21 protein-coding genes are annotated in these 26,775 nt (G+C 73.1%); 12 read left to right on the top strand and 9 right to left on the bottom strand.

What is annotated here, in order from left to right:
• Positions 1-95: 95 nt before the first annotated feature.
• Entirely contained in the window at positions 96-1,679 is a 1,584-nt protein-coding gene (locus VE614_RS31925) for an alpha/beta hydrolase (protein WP_324945257.1), read from the top strand.
• Positions 1,680-1,761: 82 nt separating this feature from the next.
• Here VE614_RS31925 and hemQ read toward each other — a convergent pair whose 3' ends face one another.
• Both hemQ and hemG read right to left on the bottom strand, forming a co-directional pair.
• Positions 1,762-2,487 (bottom strand): hydrogen peroxide-dependent heme synthase, encoded by a 726-nt coding sequence (gene hemQ, locus VE614_RS31920; protein ID WP_324945254.1) that lies wholly within the window; start codon positions 2,485-2,487, stop codon positions 1,762-1,764.
• A 5-nt stretch (positions 2,488-2,492) separates the two neighbouring features.
• Positions 2,493-3,947, bottom strand: coding sequence for a protoporphyrinogen oxidase (hemG, locus tag VE614_RS31915; RefSeq protein ID WP_324945250.1), 1,455 nt, complete (start codon positions 3,945-3,947; stop codon positions 2,493-2,495).
• Positions 3,948-4,107: 160 nt separating this feature from the next.
• Here hemG and VE614_RS31910 point away from each other — a divergent pair, with 160 nt between their 5' ends.
• A complete protein-coding gene (locus VE614_RS31910; RefSeq protein ID WP_324945248.1) occupies positions 4,108-5,109 on the top strand; it encodes a DUF4349 domain-containing protein in 1,002 nt (333 codons plus the stop codon).
• Between the two features lie 27 nt (positions 5,110-5,136).
• On the top strand, positions 5,137-6,534 hold the full coding sequence (locus VE614_RS31905) for an FAD-dependent oxidoreductase (protein ID WP_324945245.1): 1,398 nt from the start codon (positions 5,137-5,139) through the stop codon (positions 6,532-6,534).
• Between the two features lie 141 nt (positions 6,535-6,675).
• On the opposite strand, the gene VE614_RS31900 is transcribed toward VE614_RS31905, so the two are convergent.
• Complete coding sequence (locus tag VE614_RS31900) at positions 6,676-6,942, bottom strand: hypothetical protein (RefSeq protein ID WP_324945242.1); 267 nt, start codon at positions 6,940-6,942, stop codon at positions 6,676-6,678.
• Between the two features lie 106 nt (positions 6,943-7,048).
• On the opposite strand from VE614_RS31900, the gene VE614_RS31895 reads away from it, so the two are divergent.
• Positions 7,049-7,873: a rhomboid family intramembrane serine protease gene (locus VE614_RS31895; protein ID WP_324945239.1), complete on the top strand. Its 825-nt coding sequence runs from the start codon at positions 7,049-7,051 to the stop codon at positions 7,871-7,873.
• 4 nt (positions 7,874-7,877) lie between these two features.
• On the opposite strand, the gene hemE is transcribed toward VE614_RS31895, so the two are convergent.
• Positions 7,878-8,933 (bottom strand): uroporphyrinogen decarboxylase, encoded by a 1,056-nt coding sequence (gene hemE, locus VE614_RS31890; RefSeq protein ID WP_324945236.1) that lies wholly within the window; start codon positions 8,931-8,933, stop codon positions 7,878-7,880.
• A gap of 112 nt (positions 8,934-9,045) precedes the next feature.
• On the opposite strand from hemE, the gene VE614_RS31885 reads away from it, so the two are divergent.
• From VE614_RS31885 to VE614_RS31875, 3 genes are all read left to right on the top strand, one after another.
• A complete protein-coding gene (locus VE614_RS31885) occupies positions 9,046-9,714 on the top strand; it encodes a DUF3000 domain-containing protein (RefSeq protein ID WP_324945233.1) in 669 nt (222 codons plus the stop codon).
• A gap of 299 nt (positions 9,715-10,013) precedes the next feature.
• Positions 10,014-10,676 carry a response regulator transcription factor gene (locus VE614_RS31880; protein ID WP_003993737.1) on the top strand — a complete coding sequence of 221 codons (663 nt, stop codon included), beginning with the start codon at positions 10,014-10,016 and terminating at the stop codon, positions 10,674-10,676.
• Between the two features lie 113 nt (positions 10,677-10,789).
• Positions 10,790-12,079: a ribonuclease D gene (locus VE614_RS31875; RefSeq protein ID WP_324945230.1), complete on the top strand. Its 1,290-nt coding sequence runs from the start codon at positions 10,790-10,792 to the stop codon at positions 12,077-12,079.
• A gap of 72 nt (positions 12,080-12,151) precedes the next feature.
• On the opposite strand, the gene VE614_RS31870 is transcribed toward VE614_RS31875, so the two are convergent.
• The 3 genes from VE614_RS31870 to VE614_RS31860 are packed head-to-tail and all read right to left on the bottom strand — an operon-like array spanning position 12,152 to position 15,239.
• The gene (locus VE614_RS31870) at positions 12,152-12,982 is read right to left on the bottom strand and encodes a carbohydrate ABC transporter permease (protein ID WP_324945227.1); all 831 of its coding nucleotides are present in this window, start codon (positions 12,980-12,982) and stop codon (positions 12,152-12,154) included.
• Positions 12,979-13,926: a sugar ABC transporter permease gene (locus VE614_RS31865; RefSeq protein WP_324945223.1), complete on the bottom strand. Its 948-nt coding sequence runs from the start codon at positions 13,924-13,926 to the stop codon at positions 12,979-12,981. Before VE614_RS31865 ends, VE614_RS31870 begins: the two co-directional genes overlap by 4 nt.
• Complete coding sequence (locus VE614_RS31860; protein ID WP_324945219.1) at positions 13,926-15,239, bottom strand: ABC transporter substrate-binding protein; 1,314 nt, start codon at positions 15,237-15,239, stop codon at positions 13,926-13,928. The genes VE614_RS31865 and VE614_RS31860 overlap by 1 nt, the downstream gene beginning before the upstream one ends.
• Before the next feature lie 151 nt (positions 15,240-15,390).
• On the opposite strand from VE614_RS31860, the gene VE614_RS31855 reads away from it, so the two are divergent.
• The 5 genes from VE614_RS31855 to VE614_RS31835 all read left to right on the top strand — a co-directional run bounded on the left by VE614_RS31855 (position 15,391) and on the right by VE614_RS31835 (position 22,879).
• Complete coding sequence (locus VE614_RS31855; protein WP_324945216.1) at positions 15,391-17,772, top strand: glycoside hydrolase family 2 protein; 2,382 nt, start codon at positions 15,391-15,393, stop codon at positions 17,770-17,772.
• Positions 17,769-18,797 (top strand): LacI family DNA-binding transcriptional regulator, encoded by a 1,029-nt coding sequence (locus VE614_RS31850; RefSeq protein WP_324945213.1) that lies wholly within the window; start codon positions 17,769-17,771, stop codon positions 18,795-18,797. The genes VE614_RS31855 and VE614_RS31850 overlap by 4 nt, the downstream gene beginning before the upstream one ends.
• Before the next feature lie 242 nt (positions 18,798-19,039).
• Entirely contained in the window at positions 19,040-20,266 is a 1,227-nt protein-coding gene (locus VE614_RS31845; protein ID WP_324945209.1) for an acetyl-CoA C-acyltransferase, read from the top strand.
• On the top strand, positions 20,263-22,392 hold the full coding sequence (locus tag VE614_RS31840) for a 3-hydroxyacyl-CoA dehydrogenase NAD-binding domain-containing protein (protein WP_324922779.1): 2,130 nt from the start codon (positions 20,263-20,265) through the stop codon (positions 22,390-22,392). Before VE614_RS31845 ends, VE614_RS31840 begins: the two co-directional genes overlap by 4 nt.
• A 118-nt stretch (positions 22,393-22,510) precedes the next feature.
• Positions 22,511-22,879: an NYN domain-containing protein gene (locus VE614_RS31835; RefSeq protein WP_324922778.1), complete on the top strand. Its 369-nt coding sequence runs from the start codon at positions 22,511-22,513 to the stop codon at positions 22,877-22,879.
• Positions 22,880-22,904: 25 nt separating this feature from the next.
• Here the strand turns inward: VE614_RS31835 and VE614_RS31830 are convergent, their stop codons facing one another.
• Both VE614_RS31830 and dxs read right to left on the bottom strand, forming a co-directional pair.
• Complete coding sequence (locus VE614_RS31830) at positions 22,905-24,530, bottom strand: glycosyltransferase family 39 protein (RefSeq protein ID WP_324945207.1); 1,626 nt, start codon at positions 24,528-24,530, stop codon at positions 22,905-22,907.
• Positions 24,531-24,628: 98 nt separating this feature from the next.
• Complete coding sequence (dxs, locus tag VE614_RS31825; protein ID WP_324945204.1) at positions 24,629-26,554, bottom strand: 1-deoxy-D-xylulose-5-phosphate synthase; 1,926 nt, start codon at positions 26,552-26,554, stop codon at positions 24,629-24,631.
• Positions 26,555-26,775 lie beyond the last annotated feature (221 nt).

Raw genomic sequence — 26,775 nt, 5'->3', positions numbered from 1 at the left:
ACGCGGGCCGACACCGGGCGCCCGGTGCTTGCCATCGTCCACCCGCGAACCAAACATCCCTTTTGTCGCTGCCGCGCACCGAAAGGGAGTACGCGATGAGAGCTGCCGCCCTCTACACGGCCGCCGGATCCCTGCTGCTGACCGCCCTGGCCGCCGCCCCCGCCGACGGCACACCGAGGGCCCCGGGGGACCCCGAGATGCGCGGCACCGCGGTGGCCGCCGCCCGGGCCGCGGCCCGGGGCGTCGACTTCGGCGCCTGCGCCGACGGGCAGGACATGCCGGGCGGCATGGAGTGCGGCACCGTCCGCGTCCCACTGGACTACGCGCGGCCGGACGGCCGGCAGATCGACCTCGCCGTCAGCCGGGTGCGCGCCACCCAGCGCGACCCGCACAACAGCAAGCGCAAGGTGCCCCGGCAGGGCGCCCTCGTGCACAATCCGGGCGGCCCGGGCGCCTCCGGCTTCCACTTCCCGCTGGTCGGCCTGCTCCCCGAGTGGAAGCGGATCGCCGCCGCGTACGACCTGGTCGGCTACGCCCCGCGCGGCGTCGGCACGTCGGCCCCGCTGTCCTGCCAGGACCCGGCGCGCTTCTTCAAGGGCCCCACCCAGGCGCCGACCCACCCCTCGGAGGCGTACAAGCGCGAACGCATCGCGCAGGCCAAGGCGTACGCGCGCGGCTGCGCCCAGCGCTCCGGCGGCGCGCTGCGGCACTACCACTCCCTCAACAACGCCCGCGACCTGGACGTGCTGCGCGCCGCGCTGGGCGAGCGGAAGCTGACCTTCATGGGCTCGTCGTACGGCACCTACTTCGGGGCGCTGTACGCCACCCTGTTCCCCTCGCACGTGCGGCGGATGGTGTTCGACTCCGCGGTGAACCCGGACCCCGCGCAGGTCTGGTACCGCAACAACCTGGCCCAGTCGGCGGCGTTCGAGGGGCGCTGGTCGGATCTGAAGGAGTGGATCGCCGAGCACCACGACGTCTACGGGCTGGGCGCGACCCCGGGCGAGGTGCAGCGCAGCTACGACCGGGCGCGGGCGCGGCTCGCCGCCGAACCGGCCGGCGGGGAGGTCGGGCCGGGACAGCTGCAGAACCTGTTCCTCCAGGCCGGCTACTACGACGACTACTGGCCGGCGCGGGCACACGCGCTGTCGGCGTATCTGAAGGACGATCCGCAGCCGCTGGTCGACCTGGCCGCGCCGCAGCGGGAGGCGGCGGCCGAGGCGGAGAACGCGAGCGCGGTCTACACGGCCGTGGAGTGCAACGACGCGCCGTGGCCGACGGACTGGGCGGTGTGGGACCGGGACAACACCCGGCTCGCGCGGGTGGCGCCGTTCGAGACGTGGGACAACGTGTGGATGAACCTGCCCTGCGCGTACTGGCACGCGCCGCGTCAGCAGGCTCTCGATGTGCGGACCGGGCCCGGGGAGTTGCCGCCGACGCTGATTCTCGCCGCCGAGCGGGACGCCGCCGCGCCGTACGAGGGGGCACTGGAGTTGCAGCGGCGGTTGCCGGGGGCGGTGCTGGTGACCGAGCGGGACGCGGGGACGCATGGGCTCGCGGGTGGGCCCAACGCGTGTGTGAACGGATACGTCGACGCGTATCTGCTGGAGGGGCGGGTGCCGGGGCGGCGCGCCGCTTGCGCGCCGCACCCGGAGCCGAAGCCCGCGGCTGCGCGATGACGCCGGGGGCGGGCCGTCTGCGGCTGGCCGCATTCCGCGCCGGAGCCGCGATGCCCTACGGCCCCGCCCCTGTCCGGCGGAGTCAGGCCAGACCGGCGACCAGATCGGCCACCGACTTCCTGCGCCCGGTGAAGAACGGGATCTCCTCGCGGACGTGGCGGCGGGCCTCCGACGCGCGCAGGTGGCGCATGAGGTCGACGATGCGGTACAGCTCGTCGGCCTCGAAGGCGAGGATCCACTCGTAGTCGCCGAGGGAGAACGAGGCGACCGTGTTGGCGCGGACGTCCGGGTAGCCGCGGGCCATCTTGCCGTGGTCGGCGAGCATCCGGCGGCGGTCCTCCTCCGGCAGGAGGTACCAGTCGTAGGACCGCACGAACGGGTAGACGCTGACGTAGTCGCGCGGCGTCTCGTCGGCGAGGAACGCCGGGATGTGGGAGCGGTTGAACTCGGCCGGGCGGTGCAGCGCCATGTTGGACCACACCGGCGTGAGGGCGCGACCCAGCTTCGTGCGGCGGAAGAGGTTGTACGCCTCCTGGAGCTGGTCGCTGGTCTCGGCGTGCCACCAGATCATCAGGTCGGCGTCGGCGCGCAGACCCGAGACGTCGTAGGTGCCGCGGATCGTCACGTCCTTCGCGGCGAGCTGGTCGAACAGCTCCTGGACCTCTTCGGCGTAGCCCGCGCGGTCCTCGGGGAGGACGTCCTTCAGCTTGAACACGGACCACAGGGTGTAGCGGATGACCTCGTTGAGGTCCTTGGCCAGCTTGCCCTTGTTCGGGATCCGGCCGGTGGTGGTGGCGTCGTCACTCATGTCCCTCATTCTCCCGCTCCGCCGTGCAGACTCTGCACCGGGTGGGCGGTGAGCTGCTCCACAGCCCGCGGGTCGCCGCCGAGCTGGTCCACCGCGGCGTACGCGCTCGCGATGCAGGCCGGGACGCCGACCCCGTCGTAGACCGCGCCGCACACGGCGAGACCGGGCAGCTTGCCGACGTGGTCGCGGATGCGCGCCACGCGCGCGTGGTGGCCGACCGGGTACTGCGGCAGGCCGTCGTCCCAGCGGGTGACGCGGGTGGCCACCGGCGTGGCGTCGAGTCCGGTGGCCGCCGCGAGGTCGTGGCGGGAGACGGCGACCAGGCCGGTGTCGTCGCGGCCGAGGATCTCCGTCTCGCCGTGGCGGCCGACCGAGGTGCGCACGACCACCGTCTCCGGGTCCTGCTCGGCGATCCAGCTCCACTTCCGGGAGGCGAACGTGGACGCCTTGATGGTCCGTCCGTCGACCGGCGGGACGAGGAAGCCGCTGCCCTCGGGGAGACGGATGTCGGAGCGCCGGTAGGCGAGGGTGATCAGGGCCATGGAGGCGTATTCCACGGCGGTCAGCTCGGCCGCGGCGGCCGGGACCTCGGCGCGCAGCAGTGCGGCGGCGGCGGGCGCGGGGACGGCGACGACCACGGCGTCCGCGTGCAGGGTCCGGTCCCCGGCGGTGATCCGCCAGCCGCCGTCGCCCGCCCGGCGCAGCTCCGTCGCCGCCGTGCGGGTCAGGATCTCCGCGCCGCGCGCCCGCACCGAGTCGGCCACCGCGAGGGGCAGGGTGCCGACGCCGCCCTCGATGCCGGTGAACACCGGGCCGGTCCGCGGGTGCGCCGCCGCCCTGGCCTGGATGCCGCGGACCGCCTCGGTGAGCGAGTCGTGGGTGCGGGCGGCCTCGAAGAGCTGGGGGACGGCGGAGCGCAGGGAGATGCGGTAGGCGTCGCCCGCGTAGACGCCGCCGAGCAGGGGTTCGACCAGGCGGTCGACGACCTCGCGGCCCAGCCGCGCGGCGACGTACTCCCCCACCGCCACGTCGTCGCCGACCTCGGTGCGGGGCAGCTCGGCGTCCCGCTCGATCCGGCGCACACCCTCCTCGGAGAGCACCCCGGACAGGGCGTCCGCGGTGCCGGGGACGCCCATGACATGGCCCTGGGGCATGGGGCGCAGGGCGCCGCGGGTCCACAGCGCGGCGGTCGTGGTGGCCGGCGGCCGGAGCCGGCCGGCGAGGCCCACCTCGCGCGCGAGACCGATCGCCTCGGGGCGGCGGGCCAGCAGCGACTCGGCGCCGAGGTCGACCCGCACGCCCGCGATCTCGCCGGGCAGCAGCTTGCCGCCGACCCGGTCGGACGCCTCCAGCACGGTGACCCGCGCGCCGCGCTCCAGCAGCCGGTGGGCGGCGGCCAGCCCGGCGATCCCCGCTCCGATGACGACGACCCGACGGGCGTCGCTCCGTACTCCGCTCATGTCCTCCACCTTCTCAGACGCCACCGACAGTGCCGCCGAGGGGCCGTGGCCCGGCCGAGTCCAGGCCGTGACCGGTTCGGGACCGGGCCGGTCAAACCTCCGGCGCCACCCGGGCGTCGTAGGAACGTCACTCGCACCGAACCTCGGGGGGTACTCCCACATGCGCGCACGACGTTCCGCACGACGGCCCGGCCGGTTCCTCGCCGGGCTGCTGCTCGCCACCGCCCTCACGGTGACCGGTTGCGGGGGCGCGGCCGACGAGACCGCGTCCGGCGCCGGCGACAAGGCCGCGGAGGCGGCCGGTCCGGGCTACGAGGACGGAGGCGGCCGGTCCGGGGCCACGCGGAGCGACCAGGACGAGGCGCCGAAGCCGGCCGTGAACCACATCGTCCGCACCGCCTCGCTGACCGTGCGGGTGAAGGACGTGTCCGAGGCGCTCGCCGGCGCCCGCGCCGCCGCCGAGGACGCGGGCGGCTACGTCGGCCGGGAGACCACCCACCGGGACGAGCACGAGGAGTACACCGAGCTGGTGCTGCGGGTGCCGGTGGACCGGTACGAGGAGGTGCTGGCGGACCTGGAGGGCGCGGGCCGGCTCCTGGAGCGCAGCGCGAAGGCGCAGGACGTCACCGGGCAGGTCGTCGACGTGGAGAGCCGGATCCGCACCCAGCGGGCCAGCGTGGACCGGATCCGTTCGCTGATGGACGAGGCCACCCGGCTCCAGGACGTGGTGACGCTGGAGGGTGAACTGAGCAGCCGCCAGGCGGACCTGGAGGCGCTGCTCGCCCAGCAGGCGTCCCTGAAGGACCGCACGAGCCTGGCGACCATCACCCTGGCCCTGACCGAGACACCGGTGGAGCGGGCCGCCGAGGACGACGACCCGGGGGTCGGCGACGCGCTCGGCGGCGGCTGGGACGCGTTCGTGGCGATGCTGCGCTGGATCGTCGTGGCGCTCGCCGCCGTGCTGCCGTTCGTCGCGCTGGCGGCCGTGCTGCTCCTGGTCTGGCTGCGTCTCGTCCGGCCCCGCCGGGCACGCCGCGCGGCCGAGCCGGCCGCGATGACGGCGCTCGGCCCGCTGCCCGCGCGGGGGCAGGAGCCGGAGGGGACCGGGGAGCGGGAGACCGAGGAGGCGCGCGGTACGGAACCGGAGGGGCCGCGCGACTGAGATGCCGGGCGCCCGTAGCGTGTTCGCATGAACATGAGCCGTACGAGGGACACCCGGCAGCGACTGGTGGTGATCGGCGGCGACGCCGCGGGGATGTCCGCCGCGTCGCAGGCCCGTCGTCTCAAGAGCCCCGGGGAACTGGAGATCGTCGCGTTCGAGCGGGGCCACTTCACCTCCTACTCGGCGTGCGGCATCCCGTACTGGGTGGGTGGCGACGTCGCCGGACGCGACGAGCTGATCGCCCGCACCCCCGAGGAGCACCGGGCGCGCGGCATCGACCTGCGGCTGCGCACGGAGGTCACCGAGATCGATACCGAGGGGCGGCGGGTACGCGCGCGTGACGTCGATTCCGGCGCCGAGTCGTGGACGTCGTACGACCATCTCGTGATCGCCACCGGGGCGCGGCCGGTCCGGCCCGACCTGCCCGGCGCGGACGCGCCCGGGGTGCACGGGGTGCAGACCCTCGGTGACGGGCAGGCCCTGCTGGACACCCTCACGCGCACGCGGGGCCGTCGCGCGGTGGTCGTCGGGGCGGGCTACATCGGTGTGGAGATGGCCGAGGCGCTCATCCACCGCGGCTACGAGGTGACGGTCGTCAACCGGGGGGCCGAGCCGATGTCCACGCTCGACCCCGACATGGGGCGGCTGGTCCGCGAGGCCATGGCGGGCATGGGCATCACCATGGTGGACGACGCCGAGGTGACCAAGGTGCTCACCGGGGACGACGGGCGGGTCCGCGCGGTGGCCACGCAGGACGCCGAGTATCCGGCGGACGTGGTGGTCCTCGGCATCGGGGTGCGCCCGGAGACCTCGCTCGCCCGCGCGGCGGGGCTGCCCCTGGGCGACCGCGGCGGACTCCTCACCGACCTCGCGATGCGGGTGCGCGGCCACGAGGACATCTGGGCCGGCGGCGACTGCGTGGAGGTGCTGGACCTGGTCTCCGGCCGGGAGCGGCACATCCCGCTCGGCACCCACGCCAACAAGCACGGCCAGGTCATCGGCACCAACGTCGGCGGTGGTTACGCCACCTTCCCCGGTGTCGTCGGCACCGCGGTCAGCAAGGTCTGCGATCTGGAGATCGCCCGCACCGGGCTGCGCGAGAAGGACGCGCGGCGGGCCGGGCTCCAGTACGTGACGGTCACGATCGAGTCCACCAGCCGCGCGGGTTATTACCCCGGCGCCTCCCCCATGACCGTGAAGATGCTCGCCGAACGCCGCACCGGCCGCCTCCTCGGCGTCCAGATCGTCGGCCGGGAGGGGGCGGGCAAGCGCGTGGACATCGCCGCGGTGGCGCTGACCGCTGGGTTGACCGTGGAGCAGGTGGCCCACCTCGACCTGGGGTACGCGCCGCCGTTCTCCCCGGTGTGGGACCCGGTGCAGGTCGCTGCGCGCAAGGCAGCCGCGGCGGTGCGGGAGGCCCCGTAGGGGGTGCGGTCGTCGCCGGGTGCGGGTCGGTGGGGTCCGGTCGCGCAGTTCCCGCGTCCCTTCTGAGGCGGGACCAGTGGACCTCGCTCAGGAGCGCGGAACCGCGCGACCGGCACAGCCGGTCCGCACCCCGCGGCCGGTCTAGGCCGACCCGCTCATCCTCGGCAGCGAAGCCACCGCAGCCGGCTGCTCCGTCCGCGCGTGCGCCGCGGGCGCCGGCACGCGCGCCGACCGCAGCCGGTGGCTGACGGCCTCGTCCAGCGTCACCGGCCGCTGCATCTGCGCGGCCAGCCGCCCGGCCTCCTGGCCGAGCCGGGCGACGTCCTCCCAGGGGAGCCGGACCACGAGGGCGAGTTCCGCCTCGCCGTCGGGCAGGGCGTGCATCGGAGGGGTCGTACGGTCGCTCATCGCCTGTTCCTCACGTCGTCGTGGCACGGACGGTCGCCGGGACATACGGAGGTGCGGACGGCTCCGTTCACCGATTCGGGGCACGCATCCCGGGCAGTAGTCCCTTGTGGTCATCCCCGTCCATGACGTGAACCCGGCGCGTCGTACGCCCTGGGTGACGTACGCGCTGATCGCCGCCAACGTGCTGGTGTTCCTGTTCATGCCCGGCCTGGCCGGTTCCGTGGCCGGGGACAGCGCCCTCGCCCAGCAGTGCCATCTGCACGCGTTCCTGGACCAGTACGCCGCCGTGCCGCAGGAGCTGATCCATCACCGGATGCCGCGGCTGGTGCCGACCGGCGAGACCGCGGTGGGCCCGCAGGGGCCGGGTTGTGTCGTCGGCCCGCCGGGCTACGACAAGTCGCCGGAGCTGAGCGTGCTGACGGCGCTGTTCCTGCACGGCGGGTGGCTGCACCTGCTGGGCAACATGCTGTTCCTGCTGATCTTCGGGAACAACATCGAGGACCGCATGGGCCATGTGCGCTTCGCGCTCTTCTACGCGGTCTGCGGCTACGCGGCGACCTACGGCTTCGCGCTGCTGAACGCCGGCTCCGCCGAGCCGCTGATCGGCGCCTCCGGGGCGATCGCCGGGGTGCTCGGTGCCTATCTGGTGCTGTATCCGAAGGCCCGGGTGTGGGTCCTGGTGCCGTTCCTGGTCTTCCTGCCGCTGCGGCTGCCCGCCTGGCTGGTCCTGGGGTTCTGGTTCGGCCTCCAGGCGGTGTACTCCTCCGGCCAGGGCCTCTCCGACGCGGGCACCGTGGCGTACGCGGCGCACATCGCCGGCTTCCTCGCCGGGATGCTGCTCGCCTGGCCGCTCAGGCCGGGCACCCCACCGCCGCCGGAGCCGCGCGGCCTGCTCTTCGGCAGGCGGGCACGGCCCCGGTACACGTGGTGAGCGGCTAGCGGGCGGTCCGGGTGTGGACGTAGTCGACCAGGCGGGTCAGCGCGTCCGGGTCGGTGGACGGCATGACGCCGTGGCCGAGGTTGAAGACGTGGCCCTCCAGGCCGGCCGCGGAGTCCAGCACCTCGCGGGTCTTGGCCTCGACGGCCTCCGTGGAGGCGAACAGGACGGTCGGGTCGAGGTTGCCCTGGAGCGCCTTGCCGGGGCCGACCCGGCGGGCGGCCTCGTCGAGCGGGACGCGCCAGTCGACGCCGACGACGTCCGCCCCTGCCTCGCCCATGAGGCCCAGCAGCTCGCCGGTGCCGACGCCGAAGTGGATGCGCGGCACGCCGTAGTCCGCGACGGCCCGGAAGACCTTCGCCGAGGCGGGCAGCACGGAGCGCCGGTAGTCGACGGGGGCGAGCGCGCCGGCCCAGGAGTCGAACAGCTGGACCGCCGAGGCTCCCGCCTCGATCTGCACCTTCAGGAACGCGGCCGTGATGTCGGCGAGGCGGTCGAGCAGGTCGGCCCACAGCTCGGGGTCGCCGTACATCATCGCCTTGGCGTTCTCGTACGTGCGCGACGGGCCGCCCTCGACGAGGTAGCTGGCGAGGGTGAACGGGGCGCCCGCGAAGCCGATCAGCGGGGTGGCGCCCAGCTCGCGGGTGAGCAGGCCGATGGCCTCGGTGACGTACGAGACGTCCTCGGGGGTGAGGTCGCGCAGCTGGGCCAGGTCCGCGCGGGAGCGGATCGGGCGCTCGACGACCGGGCCGACGCCGGGCTTGATGTCGAGGTCGACGCCGATGGCCTTGAGCGGGACGACGATGTCGCTGAAGTAGATCGCCGCGTCCACGCCGTGCCGGCGCACCGGCTGGAGGGTGATCTCGGTGACCAGCTCCGGCCGCATGCAGGACTCCAGCATGGGGATGCCCTCGCGGACCTTGCGGTACTCGGGCAGCGAGCGCCCGGCCTGCCGCATGAACCACACGGGCGTGTGCGGCACGGGTTCGCGCCTGCACGCCCTGAGGAAGGCGGAGTCGTACGTCGCGGAAGGCTGCGTCTGGTTGGCACTCACGGGGCAAGTTTCGCACGGCGGGCCGACGGCCCCGGCCCGGCCCTCCGCACCCCGGTGCGCCCGGCGGGGTGTCTCCCTGCGCCGGGCGCCCGTTCCGCTTAACCTTCCCCGCATGGCTGCGGCTCAGGGACGACGCTCGGACGGCGCTGGCGGAATGGACGACCCGAAGGAGAGGGATCTGCATACGGGCGAGACGGCTCCGCCGGTCTTCCGGTCCGCCGTCGACGCGCTGCGGTCGGCACGGCTGCGCCCGCAGGTCGAGGTCGAGCCGACCAGGGCCCCGCAGCGGCTCGCGCCGTACGCGTACGCCCTGGAGGCGGCGGTCGTCGACGGTGACCAGGATCTGGCCGACGGTCGCCTGGTGCTGCTGCACGACCCGGCCGGGCACGAGGCCTGGCGCGGCACCTTCCGGCTGGTGACGCTGGTGCGCGCGGAGCTGGAGGCGGAGATGGCGGCCGATCCGCTGCTGCCGGAGGTCTGCTGGTCGTGGCTGACCGGAGCGCTCCAGGCGCGCGGGCTGACGTACGGCGAGCCGAGCGGCACCGTCACGCGGGCCAGCTCCCACTACTTCGGCGGGCTGGCGGCGCGCCCGTCCGCCTCACAGATCGAGATCCGGGCCTCGTGGACGCCCCGGGAGGGCCTGGGCGGCGTGCCGGACACGGGGGCGCATCTGGCGTCCTGGTGCGATCTGCTGGCCCAGGTCGCGGGGCTGCCCCCGGCCGGTCCGGGTGACGCGTCGGTGGTGACGCTGCCGCAGCGGCGGGGACCGCAGTCGCGCTGAGCGCGCGCCCTCCCCGCGCCCTCCCCGCGCGCTTCTGCTTCCCTCTCCCGCTCCCTCTGCGGTTTACCCCTGTCACTTCCCTCTCTTGGAGCCTCTCACTGACCATCTCTTTGTCGATACGGCCACTTTCAATCAGGAGTGATCCCTCGAACGAACCGATTCGTTCACCGAACGATCGACCGCGTGTCCGAATTGCACCGATTACTACTCACTAGATCGTGATCATTCTCTAAAGGACACGAGGTTTGGTGCCGAAGACGTCTGTGACCTTCAAAGCCGTCCGCACCCCAGGAGGCCTGGTGTCCGTTCTCCTCGAGCAGCCCGCAAGCCTGGTCGCCTACCGCCCGAACAAGCCCACCGCCATGGTCGTCGTCGCCGATCCCCGCGTCCGCTCCACCGTGACCCGCCATCTGTGGGCGCTCGGTGTGCGCGACGTCATCGAGGCGTCGTCCATCGCCGAGGCTCGTCCCCGCATCGGCAACCCCCGCGACATCTGCGTCGCCGACGTCCACCTGCCCGACGGCTCCGGCCTGACCCTGCTGTCCGAGACGCGCGCCGCGGGCTGGCCCAACGGGCTCGCCCTCTCCGCCGCCGACGACATCGGCGCGGTCCGCAACGCACTCGCGGGCGGCGTCAAGGGCTATGTCGTCACCGGCACCCGCACCAACGTCGGGCTCCCCACCCGGCCCGGTGCCGCCCCCATCGGCGCGGCCGCCGCCCGCCTCCACCGCCGCCCCCCGGGTGCCCCGAGCCACCCGGGCGGCTACCGCGAGCTGTCCGGCCGCGAGGTGGAGGTGCTGCGACTGGTCGCCGAAGGGCAGTCCAACAAGGCCATCGGCGTCTCGATGGGCCTGTCCGCGCTGACCGTCAAGAGCCATCTCGCCCGCATCGCCCGCAAGCTGGGCACCGGTGACCGCGCCGGCATGGTCGCGGTGGCCCTGCGCACCGGCATCATCCACTGACCCCCGCCCGCCACCCGGTGATTCCCCCGAGCTGACCGGTTTACGACCCTCCGGTGCCCGTCGACGGAACGTTCCGTCGACGGGCTCGGCGTATCCACGGATACCCTTGACAGGTGACCGACGCCCACGACACCGCAGCAGACAGTTCACTGCGAACCACCGGAGGCGCCCCTCCGGACGACGGCGGATCTTCTGCTACGGAGGCGCCGATCCCCTTGCTGGAGCCCCGCGAGGGCATTCCGCCCGTGATCGCGGACGAGGCGGCCCTCGCCGAGGTGATCGCCGCCTTCGCCGCCGGCTCCGGACCCGTCGCCGTCGACGCCGAGCGCGCGTCCGGCTACCGCTACGGCCAGCGCGCCTACCTGGTGCAGCTGCGCCGTGAGGGCGCCGGCACCGCGCTGATCGACCCCGTCGCCTGCCCCGACCTGTCCGGGCTCGGCGAGGCGCTGTCCGGCGTGGAATGGGTGCTGCACGCCGCCACCCAGGACCTGCCCTGTCTGCGCGAGATAGGCATGGTGCCCACCCGGCTGTTCGACACCGAGCTGGCCGGGCGGCTCGCCGGATTCCCGCGCGTCGGCCTCGGCGCCATGGTCGAGAACGTCCTCGGCTACGTCCTGGAGAAGGGCCACTCCGCCGTCGACTGGTCCACCCGCCCGCTGCCCGAGCCCTGGCTGCGCTACGCCGCCCTCGACGTCGAGCTGCTGGTCGACCTGCGGGACGCGCTGGAGAAGGAGCTGGACCGGCAGGGCAAGCTGGAGTGGGCGCACCAGGAGTTCGACGCCATCGCGTCGGCGCCGCCGGCCGAGCCCCGCAAGGATCCCTGGCGGCGGACGTCCGGCATGCACAAGGTGCGGCGCCGGCGGCAGCTCGCCGTGGTGCGCGAGCTGTGGGAGGCCCGGGACCGGATCGCCCAGCGGCGCGATGTGTCGCCGGGCAAGGTGCTGTCGGACGCGGCCATCGTGGAGGCCGCGCTCTCCCTTCCGGGCAACGTCCACGCCCTGTCCGCGCTGAGCGGGTTCGGGCACCGGATGGGGCGGCGGCAGCTGGAGCAGTGGCAGGCCGCGGTCGACCGGGCCAAGGCGCTGCCCGAGTCACGGCTGCCGCAGCCCGGTCAGCAGGTGCCGGGACCTCCGCCGCCGCGGGCGTGGGCCGACAAGGACCCGGCCGCCGCCGCACGGCTGTCGGCGGCTCGCGCGGGGGTCACCGCGCTGGCCGAGGAGCTGAATCTGCCGCAGGAGAACCTGGTCGCTCCGGACGCGGTACGGCGGGTGTGCTGGGAGCCGCCGAAGTCCTTGGACGCCGAGGGCGTTTCGCAGGCGCTGGTGGGTTACGGCGCCCGGCCCTGGCAGGTCGAGCTGGTGACACCGGTGCTGGTGGAGGCGTTGTCCGCCAAGGCGCCGTAGGGGTTCTTGTCGTCGGGCGGGTGCGGGGTGTCTGTGGTTTCTCGGGCGGTTCCCCGCGCCCCTGAGGCGGGATCACCTCGTCGCGCCTTTCATGAAGCCGTTGTAGATGAACCTCTGCAGCGCCAGGAAGACGATGAGGGTCGGCAGGATCACCAGGACCGCTCCCGCCGAGATCGTCTCCCAGTGGGCGCCGAAGGGGCCCCGGAAGCGGAACAGGGACGTCGAGATCACGCCAAGGTCTTCGGACGGCATGTAGAGGAAGGGGATGTAGAAGTCGTTGTAGACGGTGATCCCCTTGACGATGACGACGGTGGCGATCGCCGGTTTCAGCAGCGGGAAGATGATCTTGCGGTAGATCGTGAAGGCGCCGGCGCCGTCCAGGCGGGCCGCCTCGTCCAGGGAGACCGGGATGGACCGGACGAACTGCAGGAAGATGTAGATCGAGACGATGTCCGTGCCCATGTAGAGGGCGATCGGCGCCCAGAGGGAGTCGAACATCCCGAAGCTGTTGACGATCTGGAAGGTCGCGACCTGAGTGGTCACCCCGGGCACCAGCGCGGCGACCAGGAAGCCCGCCAGCACCAGCTTGCGGAAGCGGAACCGGAAGCGGTCGATCGCGTACGCCGTCATCGAGCCGATCAGCACCGTGCCGCCGATGGCGAAGAGCAGGATGAGGGCCGTGTTGCCGAAGGCGGAGAGCATCCGGCCGTCCTGGAACGCCGTCGCGTAGTTCGCGAAGTTCAGCAGGTTGTCCGGCAGGGTCAGCGCCCCGCTGTCGTCCGCCATCTCCTTCTCGGTCTTGAGCGAGGTCAGCAGGACCACGGCCAGCGGCAGCAGGACGACGAGGGCCGCCAGGACCAGTGACAGGTACACCAGGGTGCGGGCCACCACACGGCGGGTCATACGAGGTCCACCCTCTCGTCGGGGACGAGGCGCCGCTGCACCCAGGTGACCAGCAGGATGATCAGCAGCAGCACGACGGCCGCCGCGGAGGCGAGCCCCGTCTTGTTGAACTGGAAGGCCAGCTTCACGGTCTGGATCACGAAGGTCTCGGTGCCGGTGGCGCCGCCGGTCATGATGTACGGGATCTCGAAGGCGGACAGCGAGCCGGAGACGGACAGGATCACGGTCAGGGTCAGGACCGGCTTGATGCCGGGCGCGATGATGTGCCGGAACTGCTGCCAGCGGCCCGCCCCGTCCAGCTCGGCCGCCTCGTACAGCTCGCCCGGGATGGACTGGATGGCGCCCAGGAACAGGACGAAGTTCAGTCCGAGGTAGCGCCAGATCGAGACGCCCGCGAGGGAGGTGTTCGCGGAGGTGGGGTCGCCCAGCCAGGCGTGGCCGGGGTCCGCGCCGAACAGGCCGAGCACCGAGTCGAGGGTGCCGCCGTCCTGGAAGAAGTAGAGGAAGACGAAGCCGATCGCCACCCCGTTGATCAGGTACGGGAAGAAGAGCACGCCCTTGAAGAAGTTCCGGAAGCGGATGTCGAAGCTGAGGATGGTGGCGAAGTAGAGGGCGGCGACGATCTGCACCGCGGAGGCGGCGAGGTAGTAGCCGGAGACGAAGAAGACCTGGAAGAGGTCCTCGCGGGTGAAGATCTCCACGTAGTTCTCGGCGCCCGTCCAGCTCAGTTCGGGGCTGACGCCGTCCCAGTCGGTGAAGCTGTAGGCGACCATGTTGGCGATCGGCGCGTAGGTGAAGGTGACCAGCAGCGCCAGGGGGGCCAGCAGGAACAGCCAGGGGGTGACGCCCCGCCGCAGCCGGGCCCCGCGGGAGGCCGGAGCCGGCCGTGGGGCGGGGGGTGCGGCGGGGAGGTGCGCGGGGGCCTTCTGCGCGGTGTCCGCCATCAGGACCCCAGCTTCTTCCGGGTCTCGGTCCAGCGCTTGCCGAGGTCGTCGAGGAAGTCGTCGAGGCTGCCCTTCCTCGCGCCGCGGGCGAGGTCGACGAGGTCCTGGCGGTAGTCCGGCTTGTAGATGCCGATCTCGGACTCGTTGTCGATCTGCTTCACCTTGGCGCCCTGGGCGTCGTCGACCTCGATGAGCTTCACGCCCTCCGTCTCGTACGGCTTCAGCACCTCGGGCAGGGGAGCGTCCTGGAGCGGGGAGATGGCGAGGTTGTCCTCGACGTAGCCGGACTTGTCGGTGAACCAGTCGATCCAGGCGCGGGCCGCCTCCTTGTGGTCGGAGTGGATGTTGACGGCCTGGTTGTAGTCGGGAGCGACGACCGCGCAGAACGTCCCGTCCACCTGGGCGGGGAAGGGCATGAAGCCGATGTCGTCGGGGTTCGCGCCGGCCTTGCGGGCGGCGTCCTGGAACTGGACGATCGCCCAGGTGCCGAGCCACTGGGTGGCGATCTCGCCCCTGGCCAGCCGGGTCTTGGACGCCTCCCAGTTGGTGGTGGTCGGGTCCTTCTCGGCGAGGCCCTGCCGGACGATGTCGTGCAGCAGGGTGTCTCCGACGCGCAGATCGGCGCCCTCCGCCCAGGGGTCGCCCTCGGCGAGCTCGGTGGTGGCGCCGGTGTCGCAGCTGACGGAGCCGTTGACGTACGTCCACGAGGTGAGCGGCCACTGGGCGGCGAAGTTGGTGTAGTACGGAGTCGCGTCCGTCCTGGACTTGATCGCCTTCAGACCGGCCAGGAACTCGGCGGGGGTGGTGGGCCAGTCGGTGATCCCGGCCTCCCGCCAGACCCGCTTGTTGTAGACGAAACCGGGGGCGACGCCGACCGGGCTCTGCCCGTAGACCTTGCCGTCGACGGCCGTGAAGTCGGTGAAGCGGTACTTCTCCTCGCGTTCCTCCCGGGTGCCGAGCGACGCGAAGAACTTCGGGTAGTCGGCCTTCTCGATCACCGCGGGGATCAGCAGGACGTCGCCGTAGTTCTCGGTGTTCATCCGGATCTTGATCTCGGCCTCGTAGTTGGTGAGGGCCTGGAACTCGACCTTCACCTTCGGATAGGTCTCGCGGAACTCGGCGGCGTACCGGTCCATCGTGCCGTCCTGGACCAGGTCGGTGCGCACGGTGAGGACCGTGATGGTTCCGCTGACCTTCGACGGGTCGTCGGGGGCCTCGGCGTCCGCGCCCTGGGCGGTGCCTCCCGTGCCGGTGCACGCGGAGAGCAGCAGGGCGGCTGCGGAGAGGGCGAGGAGGGGGCGGCGGTGGTTCATGTGCGTCAGCTCCGTTCAGGGGGACGGACGAGCACTGCGGGTTGGCTGATTCGGCACTCTGACAGCGCTTTCTTAACCGGTAAAGTCCGTATCTCGCCAAGGTTGCGAAAACGTGACCGGCTTTGGGCATCGACCGGTTAAGGGAGTGCGCATGCTGGAGGCCACACCGCTCGACCACGGCTGGAACCTGCGGCACGAAGGGGCCGCGCTCCCCGCCGCCGTGCCCGGGTGCGTGCACACCGACCTGCTGGCCGCCGGGGCGATCCCGGATCCGTTCCTCGGCCGCAACGAGACCGACGTGGCGTGGGTGGGCCGCCGGGAGTGGACGTACGAGCGAGACCTGGACCTCACCGCTGCCCGTTCCCCGCACGAGCAGACCGACCTCGTCTTCGACGGCCTGGACACGGTGGCCGAGATCCGGCTGGACGGACGGCTCCTCGGCCGGGTCCGCAACATGCACCGCGCGTACCGCTTCGACGTCACCGGTCTGACCGGACGGCTGACGGTCCGGTTCGCCTCCGCGTACACCGAGGCGGAGGCCGTCCGCGGCACACTGGGCGAGCGCCCGGGCGCCTACGCCGAGCCGTACCAGTATCTGCGCAAGATGGCCTGCTCCTTCGGCTGGGACTGGGGCCCCACCCTGGTCACCGCCGGCATCTGGCGGCCGGTACGCCTGGAGCACTGGTCGACGGCCCGCCTCGCCCGCGTCCGCCCGCTGGTCACCGTCGAGGACGGCACCGGGGTCGTGGAGCTGCACCTGGACGTGGAGCGCACCCGCGTCGAGGCGGACCTGACGGTCGAGGCCCGGGTCGGCGGGACGGTGGCCCGCGCGCGCCTCGACGGCGCGCGGGGGGTCGTACGGCTGCGGGTGCCGCAGGCCGCGCTGTGGTGGCCGCGCGGCTACGGCGCGCAGCCGCTGTACGACGTGGAGGTGACCCTCCTGCACGGCGCCGACCGGCTCGACGTCTGGCGGCGGCGCGTGGGCTTCCGGACCGTCCGGCTGGACACCTCGGCCGACGCCCACGGCACCGGGTTCACCCTGGTCGTCAACGGCGAACGCCTCTTCGCGCGGGGCGTCAACTGGATCCCGGACGACGTGTTCCCGTCCCGGATCACCCGCGAGCGCTACCGCGAGCGGCTCGGCCAGGCGGCCGCCGCGGGCGTGGACCTGGTGCGGGTGTGGGGCGGCGGGATCTACGAGAGCGAGGACTTCTACGACGCCTGCGACGATCTGGGCCTGCTGGTGTGGCAGGACTTCCCGTTCGCCTGCGCCGCCTACCCGGAGGAGCAGCCACTGCGCGGCGAGGTGGAGGCGGAGGCCCGGGAGAACGTCGTCCGGCTGATGCCGCACCCCTCGCTGGTGCTGTGGAACGGCAACAACGAGAACCTGTGGGGCTTCCGCGACTGGGACTGGGAGCGGCGGCTGGCCGGGGACTCCTGGGGTGAGGGGTACTACCTGGGCGTCCTGCCGCGGATCGTGGCCGAGCTGGATCCGACGCGGCCGTACACGGCGGGCAGCCCCTGGTCCGGCTCCTGGCGGCACCACCCGAACGAACCGGCGCACGGCACCCACCACTCCTGGGAGGTGTGGAACCGGGAGGACTACGCGGACTACCGGCTGAGCGTGCCCCGGTTCGTCGCCGAGTTCGGCTGGCAGGCGCCGCCCGCGTACGCCACGCTGCGGCGGGCGCTGCCCGGCGAGGAACTCGCCCCCGGCTCCCCCGGCATGCTCCACCACCAGAAGGCCGACGACGGCAACGGCAAGCTGCGCCGCGGCCTGGAGCGCCATTTCGTCCTCCCCGAGGGGGACTTCGACCGCTGGCACTATCTGACGCAGGTCAACCAGGCCCGGGCGATCGCCGCCGGCATCGAGCACTGGCGGTCGCACTGGCCGGTGTGCGCGGGCACGGTCGTCTGGCAGCTCAACGACTGCTGGCCGGTGACCTCCTGGGCGGCGATCGACGGCGACGGGCGGGAGAAGCCGCTCTACCACGAGCTGCGGCGACTGTACGCGGACCGGCTGCTGACCGTGCGGGAGGAGCCGGACGGCGGGCTCGCGGTCGCGATCGTCAACCAGGCCGGCGAGGCCTGGACGGGGGCGCTGGCGCTGCGCCGGATGTCCGTCGAGGGGGACGTGCTCGGCGTGGCGGAGGTGCCCTTCACCGCCGGGCGGCGGGCGGTCGAGCCGGTGCCGGTGCCGCGCGAGCTGGTGCCGGGCGGGCCGAAGGAGTTCCTGGTGGCGGAGGCGGACGGCGTGCGGGCCTGGCGCTTCCCGGCACCGGACCGGGAGATCCCCTACCCGCGGCCGGACTTCGAGGTCGCGCTGGCGCCGGGCGGCATCGAGGTGACGGCCCGCACCCTCGTCCGGGACCTGCTGCTCCAGGCGGACCGGCTGGACCCCGCGGCGCGGGCCGATCGCGGGCTGGTGACGCTGCTGCCGGGCGAGAGGGTGACCATCGGCGTCCGGGACTGGGAGAATCCCGATGCGGCCGCCGCCCGGGCCGCCCTGTACTGCATGGAGCCCTCTCGATGACTGCCTCCCGCGTCACCATCAAGGACGTCGCCGCGCGCGCCGGCGTCTCCAAGGGTGCCGTCTCCCTCGCCTTCAACCACAAGCCGGGCCTGTCGGAGGCCACCCGGGACCGGATCTTCCAGGCCGCCCGGGAACTGGGCTGGGCGCCCAATCTGACCGCGCGGTCGCTGGCCGGGGCGCGGGTGGACGTGGTGGGTCTGGCGATCTGCCGCCCGGCGCGGATGCTGGGCCTGGAGCCGTTCTACATGGAGTTCGTCTCCGGCCTGGAGGGCGTGCTGACCGAGCACTCCTGCTCGCTGCTGCTACGGCTGGTGAAGAACCTCGACGAGGAGGCCGGGCTGCTGGAGTCCTGGTGGAAGGGGCGGCAGATCGGCGGCTCCATCCTGGTCGACTTCCGTGCGGACGATCCCCGGGTGCCGGTCGCCGAGCGGCTCGGGCTGCCGGTGGTCGCCGTCGGGCATCCGTCGCTGACCGGCTCGCTGACCTCCGTGTGGACCGACGACACCACGGCCGTCGGCGAGGCCGTGCGCTATCTCGCGGCGCTCGGGCACCGGCGGATCGCCCGGGTCGGCGGCACGGCGGCGCTGGGGCACACGGCGCTGCGCACGGCCGCGTTCGACGAGGCGGCGCGGGCGCTGGGGCTGGCCGGAGCGTGGCAGGTGGCGACCGACTTCTCCGGTGAGGCGGGGGCACGGGCCACGCGTTCGCTGCTGACCGCGGCCCCGCCGGACCGGCCCACGGCGATCGTCTACGACAACGACATCATGGCGGTGGCGGGGCTGTCGGTGGCCGCCGAGATGGGTCTGAAGGTGCCGGAGGACGTGTCGCTGCTGGCGTGGGACGACTCGCAGCTGTGCCGGCTGACGCATCCGACGCTGTCCGCGATGAGTCATGACGTGCACGGGTTCGGGGCGGAGGTGGCGCGGACGCTGTTCGGGGTGATCTCCGGGGAAGGGGTGGGGTCGCATCCCGTTCCCACGCCGGTGCTGACCCCTCGGGGGTCCACGGCGCCGCCGTCCCGGTGAGGGTCGATTTCCGACCGCGGGTGCGTCGGAGAGCGGGTGCGCCCGCGCGGCGGAGCCGCGGACCGGCACGGGCCCGCGCCCCTGAGGGGCGCGTTACCGCCGTCGGTTGCCGATGTGACCTTCGCCGCTCGACCCGCCAGGGCTGGGCAGCCACGTTACTCATAAGTAGCATGGGGCCTGAGCGCGCGCTCAGTGCATGCGTGCCGCAGCAGTGCCATCCCGCACCCTGGAGGAGAGCCATCGTGCCTCGTACCGTCAGGGACGTCGTCTTCGTCGACGGCGTCCGCACCCCGTTCGGCAAGGCGGGCCCGAAGGGCATCTACCACGAGACCCGCGCCGACGACCTGGTCGTCAAGTGCATCCGTGAGCTGCTGCGCCGCAACCCGGACCTGCCCCCGGAGCGCATCGACGAGATCGCCATCGCCGCGACGACCCAGATCGGCGACCAGGGCCTCACCCTCGGCCGCACCGCCGGCATCCTGGCCGGGCTGCCGACGACGGTGCCCGGCTACTCCATCGACCGCATGTGCGCCGGTGCCATGACCGCCGTGACCACCACCTCCGGGTCGATCGCCTTCGGCGCGTACGACGTCGTCATCGCCGGCGGCGTCGAGCACATGGGCCGCCACCCGATGGGCGAGGGCGTGGACCCCAACCCGCGCTTCGTCTCGGAGAAGCTGGTCGACGAGTCCGCCCTGTTCATGGGCATGACGGCGGAGAACCTGCACGACCGCTTCCCGCACCTGACCAAGCGGCGCGCCGACGAGTACGCGGTGCGCAGCCAGGAGAAGGCCGCCAAGGCGTACGCCGACGGCAAGATCCAGGCCGACCTGGTGCCGATCTCCGTCCGCCGCACCGCCGCGGTCGCCCAGGAGTCGGGCGGCGAGGCCGGCTGGGGCCTGGTCACGGCCGACGAGCCGATGCGCCCGGGCACCACCCTGGAGCAGCTCGCGGGCCTGAAGACGCCCTTCCGCGCGCACGGCCGCGTCACCGCGGGCAACGCCGCCGGTCTCAACGACGGCGCCACCGCCTCCCTGATCGCCGCCGAGGACGTGGCGCGGGAGCTGGGCCTGCCGGTCAAGATGCGCCTGGTCTCCTACGCCTTCGCGGGGGTGGAGCCGGAGGTCATGGGCGTCGGCCCCATCCCCTCCACCGAGAAGGCGCTGGCCAAGGCCGGTCTGTCGATCGACGACATCGGCCTGTTCGAGATCAACGAGGCGTTCGCCGTCCAGGTGCTGGCCTTCCTGGACCACTACGGCATCGCCGACGACGACCCGCGCGTCAACCAGTACGGCGGCGCCATCGCGTTCGGCCACCCGCTGGCCTCGTCGGGCGTCCGCCTGATGACGCAGCTCGCGCGGCAGTTCGAGGAGCAGCCGCACGTCCGCTACGGCCTGACCACCATGTGCGTCGGTTTCGGCATGGGCGGCACCGTGATCTGGGAGAACCCCCACTGGGAGGGCAAGTGAGTTCCACCGCTGAGCTGTTGAAGGGCGCCGCCGAGCTGTTCCCGGACGAGGTCGTCACCAGCGCGCACGTACGCCACCTCGACCTCCCGCAGGGTGCCGGGCGGTTCGCGCTGATCACCCTGGACAACGGCCTGGACCACACCAAGCCCACCACCTTCGGGCCGCAGTCGCTGGCCAACCTGGACAAGGCGATCGACCAGGTCGAGGAGGAGGCCGCCCGGGGCGAGATCACCGGCGTCGGCATCACCGGCAAGCCGTTCATCTTCGCCGTCGGCGCCGACCTCAAGGGCGTCGAGGTGATCAGGCGCCGCGAGGACGCGCTGGCCATCGGCAAGGGCGGCCACGACGTCTTCAAGCGCCTGTCCTCCCTGGCCGTGCCCACCTTCGCGTACTACAACGGCGCGGCGATGGGCGGCGGCGTCGAGGTCGGCCTGCACTGCACCTACCGCACGGTCTCCCGGGCCGTTCCCGCCTTCTCCCTGCCCGAGGTCTTCCTCGGGCTGGTGCCCGGCTGGGGCGGCTGCACCCTGCTGCCGAACCTGATCGGCGCGGACCGCGCGGTCTCGGTGATCATCGAGAACTCGCTCAACCAGAACAAGCAGCTCAAGGGCGAGCAGGTCTTCGAGCTGGGCATCGCCGACGCCGTCTTCGACGGCGCCGACTTCCTCGAGCAGTCCCTGGCCTGGACCGCCTCGGTGCTCCGCGGCGAGATCGAGGTCGTCCGGCCGGACGTCGACCGCGGCGAGGCCTGGGACCAGGCGGTCGCCCGCGGCCGCGGCATCGCCGACGCCAAGGTGCACGGGGCGGCCCCGGCCGCGTACCGCGCGCTGGACATCATCGCGGCGGCGAAGAACGGCGACCTGCGGCAGGGCTTCGAGGCCGAGGACCGCGCCCTGGCCGACCTGATCATGAGCGACGAGCTGCGCAGCGGCCTGTACGCGTTCAACCTGGTGCAGAAGCGCGCCAAGCGGCCGGTCGGCGCCCCCGACAAGTCGCTGGCCCGCCCGGTCACCAAGGTCGGCGTCGTCGGCGCGGGCCTGATGGCCTCCCAGCTCGCGCTGCTGTTCGTCCGCCGCCTCCAGGTGCCGGTCGTCCTGACCGACATCGACCAGGAGCGGATCGACAAGGGCGTGGCCTACGTCCACGGCGAGATCGACAAGCTGCTGCTCAAGGGCCGGGTCAACCAGGACAAGGCCAACCGGCTCAAGGCCCTGGTGACCGGTTCCCTGGACAAGGCCGAGGCCTTCTCGGACGCCGACTTCGTCATCGAGGCGGTCTTCGAGGAGATGGGCGTCAAGCAGCAGGTGTTCGCCGAGGTCGAGGCGGTCGTGCCCGAGCACGCCATCCTGGCCACCAACACCTCCTCGCTGTCGGTCACCGAGATGGCGAGCAAGCTCAAGCACCCCGAGCGGGTCGTGGGCTTCCACTTCTTCAACCCGGTCGCGGTCCTGCCGCTGCTGGAGATCGTCCGCGCCGAGCGCACCGACGACGCCTCGCTGGCGACGGCCTTCGCGGTCGCCAAGTCGCTGAAGAAGACGGCCGTGCTGGTCAAGGACGCCCCGGCGTTCGTCGTCAACCGCATCCTGACCCGCTTCCTGGGCGAGGTGCTGCGCTCCATCGACGAGGGCACCCCCGTGGAGGTCGCCGACCGGGCGCTGGCCCCGCTGGGCCTGCCCATGTCGCCGATCGTCCTGCTGGAGCTGGTCGGCCCGGCCGTCGCCCACCACGTGGCGGGCACCCTCCACGCCGCGTTCCCGGACCGCTTCGCGGTCTCGGAGAACCTGGGCCGCGTCGTCGAGGCGGGCAAGCGCAACCTGTACGTGTACGACTCCGGCAAGCCGGAGCTGGACCCGGAGGTCGCCGCCCTCTTCGAGACCGGCGACACCGTCCTGACCGAGGAGCAGGTCCGCGAGCGCGCCCTGGACGCGATCGCCGGGGAGATCCGGCTGATGCTCGACGAGGGCGTGGTGGCCGAGGCGCAGGACATCGACCTGTGCCTGATCACCGGCGCCGGCTGGCCCTTCCACCTGGGCGGCATCACGCCGTACCTGGACCGCGAGGGCGTCTCCGAGCGCGTCACCGGCAAGCGGTTCCTGGAGCCGGGCGCGGCAAGCGTCCCGCGGTAAGGGCGGCTTCCCTCCTTCCCGACGTCCCGGCTTTCCTCTCCACGGCGCCCGTCCGCACTCCCGTGCGGGCGGGCGCCGTCGCGCCGTGCGCGTCCGTCTGCATGACACCCTGGGGGACATGTCCGAACGCACTCTTCTGGTCGTGGACGCCGCCAACGTCGTCGGTTCGGTGCCCGACGGCTGGTGGCGGGACCGGCACGGCGCGGCCGAGCGGCTGCGGGACCGGCTCGCGGCGCGGGCCGAGCGGGACGGCGGGTGCGGGGACGAGGAGGTCGTGCTGGTCGTGGAGGGCGCCGCGCGCGAGGTGGCCTCCGTGCCCGGGGTGCGGGTGGTGGCCGCCGGGGGCAGCGGGGACGACCGGATCGTGGAGCTGGTGGCGGCCGAGGGACGGGGGCGGCGCTGCGTCGTGGTCACCGCCGACCGGGAGCTGCGCGCCCGGGTGGCGGCGCTGGGCGCCGAGGTGGCCGGGCCCCGTTCGGTCCGCTGACCGGCCGTACGCGCCCGCCCCGCCCTCAGCGGCCCGTGCGGCCCCGGTGGTCCGGGTGGTCCCGGTGGTCCCGGTGGTCCTCCGTGCGGTCCGTCCGGACGTAGACCACCGCGCCGTCCACCCGCTCCGCGCGCTCGTAGTGCGCCGCCAGGAAGGCGCGCAGGGTCGGCATCCGGGCCGGGGCGTACGGCTTGCCGCGCGAGTCGTCGATGACCACCTCGGGCGGATCGGCGGCCAGTTCGGCGCGGAAGGTCCGCCAGCCGCCCTCGACGCCGTACCGCTCCCCCACCCGGTGTCCCTCCCGGCCGCCGCTGAAGTTGGTGAGCAGACCGGCGGTGAGGTAGCGGCTGGCCGGGGCGCGGTCGGCCAGCCAGTAGCTCTCCGGGTGCATGCCCCAGATGAGCACCTCCTCGTCCGGCGCGGTGTGCCGGCGCGCGGCGTCGGCCACCCGCCGGGCGTGGTCCAGCCCGGCGCCGTCCGCCACGGCGCTCCAGCCCAGGAACACCGAGCACGACAGCGCGCAGCACAGCGCCGCCGCGCGCAGCCGGGCGGCCGGCAGCAGGTGCAGGGCCCCGGTGCCCAGCAGGACCAGCGGCGGCAGGAGCTGGAGGTAGTAGTGCCCGAAGAAGTGGAAGCCGGAGAGCACGGCGACCGCGGACGCCGCCAGCCAGACCCACAGGTCGGCCGTGAGGACGCGGCGCCGGCCCGGCACCCGCCCGCGCAGCACCGCCGCCAGCGGCAGCAGCAGCCCCGCGCACCCCGCGGCCAGGACGGCGGTGTTGAGCAGCCCCCGGCCGAGCACGTGCAGTTCCGAGCCGCCGAAGGAGGCGTACGAGCCGGAGCCGGTGACCGTCCAGAAGAGGAAGCGGCTCCACCCGGTGGCCAGGGCCAGGCCCGCGACGGGGAGCGCGAACCCGGTGCCGAGCCGGGCGAGCGCGGCCCGCCGCTCCCGGCCGCGCGGCACCGACCGCCACAGCAGGTACGCCGCGGGGAGCAGGACGGCGCCGCCCGTCTGCTTCACCAGGAAGGCCCCGGCGACCGCGAGTCCGGCCGCGCCCCAGCGCCGGCGGTCGGCGCACCAGACGGCGGCGGCCGTGAACGGCAGCATGAAGACCTCGAAGTTCGCCGCCTGGGCGTCCTCGGGGTTGAGGCCGACCGAGACCGGGACGAGGAGCACCCCGGCGGTCCACCCGGCCCGGTCGCCCCAGCGGCGGCGGGCCGTGGCGGCCAGCAGCGCGGCGGTCGCCGCCACCGCCAGGACGGCCGCGGCCCTCACCGGCCACAGCGACTCGTCGCCGAAGACGGCGAACGCCCCCTGGTACAGCCAGGGCAGCAGCGGCGGCTTGCGGTCCACGACGGTGTCGTAGAGCACGCCGCCGTCCGCGAGCATCCGGGCCTGGGTGGCGAGGAAGCCCTCGTCGGGGTTCCACACCGGGCGCAGGAAGGACGGCAGGCGGGTGAGGGCGGCCAGCACCAGGAGCACGGGCAGCACCCGCGGCCAGAACGGCCCGGGGCCCGCGGCGGGACGGGACAGCAGCCGGTGGGCGACGGCACCGGCCTGCCGACGGGCCCGGGGGCCCGGCACCCGTCCGGTCGTCGGCGGCGTCGCCCGGGAGGCCACGGATCGCGGCGGCTCAGCGGCGGTCGGCATGGGCCCAACCTATCCGGACCGCCCTCCCGCCCCACCGGGAGCGGGAGGGGTCCGGCGCGGCGGGCTCCCCGCCGTGCCGCGCCGGGCCGGACCGGGCGTCAGTCGCGGGCGGCCTCCGCGGTGTCCTCGTCGGCGTAGCGGCCGTCGAGCTTGGCGACGAGGCCGGTGACCTGGCGGGCGATGTCCGGCGCGGTCAGCCCGATCTCGGCGAGCACCTCGGCGCGGGAGGCGTGGTCCAGGAACTTCGGCGGGATGCCGAAGTCGCGCAGCGGCACGTCCACGCCCGCGTCCCGCAGCGCCTGGGAGATCGCGGAGCCGACGCCGCCCACCCGGCTGTTGTCCTCCACGGTGACGACGACGCGGTGCCGGTCGGCCAGCGGCGGCAGGGCCTCGTCGACCGGCTTGACCCAGCGCGGGTCCACCACGGTGGTGGAGATGCCCTGCCGGTCGAGGAGGTCGGCGACCTCCAGGCACATCGGGGCCAGCGCGCCGACGGAGACCAGCAGCACGTCGGGCCGCTCGCCCTCCTCCAGCTCCGGCTCGCGCAGCACGTCCATGCCGCCGATGGTGCCGACCGCCGGGACGGCCGGGCCGACCGCGCCCTTGGAGAAGCGGACGACGGTCGGGGCGTCCTCCACCTCGACGGCCTCGCGGAGCTGGGCGCGCAACTGGTCGGCGTCGCGCGGCGCGGCGATCCGCAGGCCGGGGACGACCTGGAGGATCGACATGTCCCACATGCCGTTGTGGGAGGCGCCGTCGTTGCCGGTGACCCCGGCCCGGTCCAGGACGAAGGTCACCCCGCACTTGTGCAGGGCGACGTCCATCAGCACCTGGTCGAAGGCCCGGTTGAGGAAGGTGGCGTAGACCGCGAAGACCGGGTGCAGCCCGCCGGTGGCGAGCCCGGCCGCCGAAACCGCGCCGTGCTGCTCGGCGATGCCCACGTCGTAGACGCGGTCGGGGAAGGTGTCGGCGAACTTCTGCAGGCCCACCGGCTGGAGCATCGCGGCGGTGATGGCGACGATGTCGGGGCGCTCGTGGCCGAGCTTGACCATCTCCTCGCCGAAGACCGAGGTCCAGTCCAGGCCGGCGGCCGCCACCGGCAGGCCCGTGTCGGGGTGGATGACGCCGACGGCGTGGAAGCGGTCGGCCTCGTCCTGGACGGCGGGCTGGTAGCCGCGGCCCTTCTCGGTCAGGCAGTGGACGATGACCGGGCCGTTGAAGCGCTTGGCGCGGGCCAGGGCGGACTCCAGGGCCGCTATGTCGTGGCCGTCGATGGGGCCGACGTACTTCAGGCCCAGGTCCTCGAACATCCCCTGCGGGGCGATGACGTCCTTCAGGCCCTTCTTGGCGCCGTGCAGGGTCTCGTACAGCGGCTTGCCGACCACCGGGGTGCGGTTGAGCATCTCCTTGCCGCGGGCCAGGAAGCGCTCGTAGCCGTCGGTGGTGCGCAGCGTGGCCAGGTGGTTGGCCAGACCGCCGATGGTCGGCGCGTAGGAGCGCTCGTTGTCGTTGACCACGATCACCAGGGGGCGGTCCTTGGCGGCGGCGATGTTGTTCAGCGCCTCCCAGGCCATGCCGCCGGTCAGCGCGCCGTCGCCGATGACCGCGACGACGTGGTCCTTGCGACCCGTCACCTGGTTGGCCTTGGCCAGGCCGTCGGCCCAGCCCAGTACGGTCGAGGCGTGGCTGTTCTCGATGACGTCGTGCTCGGACTCGGCCCGTGACGGGTAGCCGGAGAGGCCGCCCTTGGCGCGCAGCTTCGAGAAGTCCTGCCGCCCGGTGAGCAGCTTGTGCACGTAGCTCTGGTGACCGGTGTCGAAGAGGATCTTGTCCTTGGGCGAGTCGAAGACCCGGTGCAGGGCGATGGTCAGCTCGACCACTCCCAGGTTGGGCCCCAGATGACCGCCGGTCTTCGAGACCGCGTCGACGAGGAAGGTCCGGATCTCCCCAGCGAGCCGGTCGAGCTGTTCGGGGCTGAGCCGGTCGAGATCGCGCGGTCCCGTGATGCGGGTCAGCAGAGCCACCCGTGCCTCCTTGCTGGTCGAGCCGTACGGGCCTGTGCCGATCCGTTGAGTCTAGTGTTCCGTTCGCGGCGGTGTGCGGCGGCCACCGCGTTCCTCGTCACACTCCGGGCCGGGCTCCGGATCGGGCACCGGACGGGACGGCTCGAAGGCGCCGGTCAGCCGCGGCCCGCGGACCGCTGGGTGCGCCGGGAGACCGAGTCGATGACGACCGCGGCCAGCAG

The sequence above is a fragment of the Streptomyces sp. genome, assembly GCF_035645055.1.
Lineage (GTDB): Bacteria > Actinomycetota > Actinomycetes > Streptomycetales > Streptomycetaceae > Streptomyces.
This window is presented reverse-complemented; position numbering and strand designations above follow the sequence as displayed.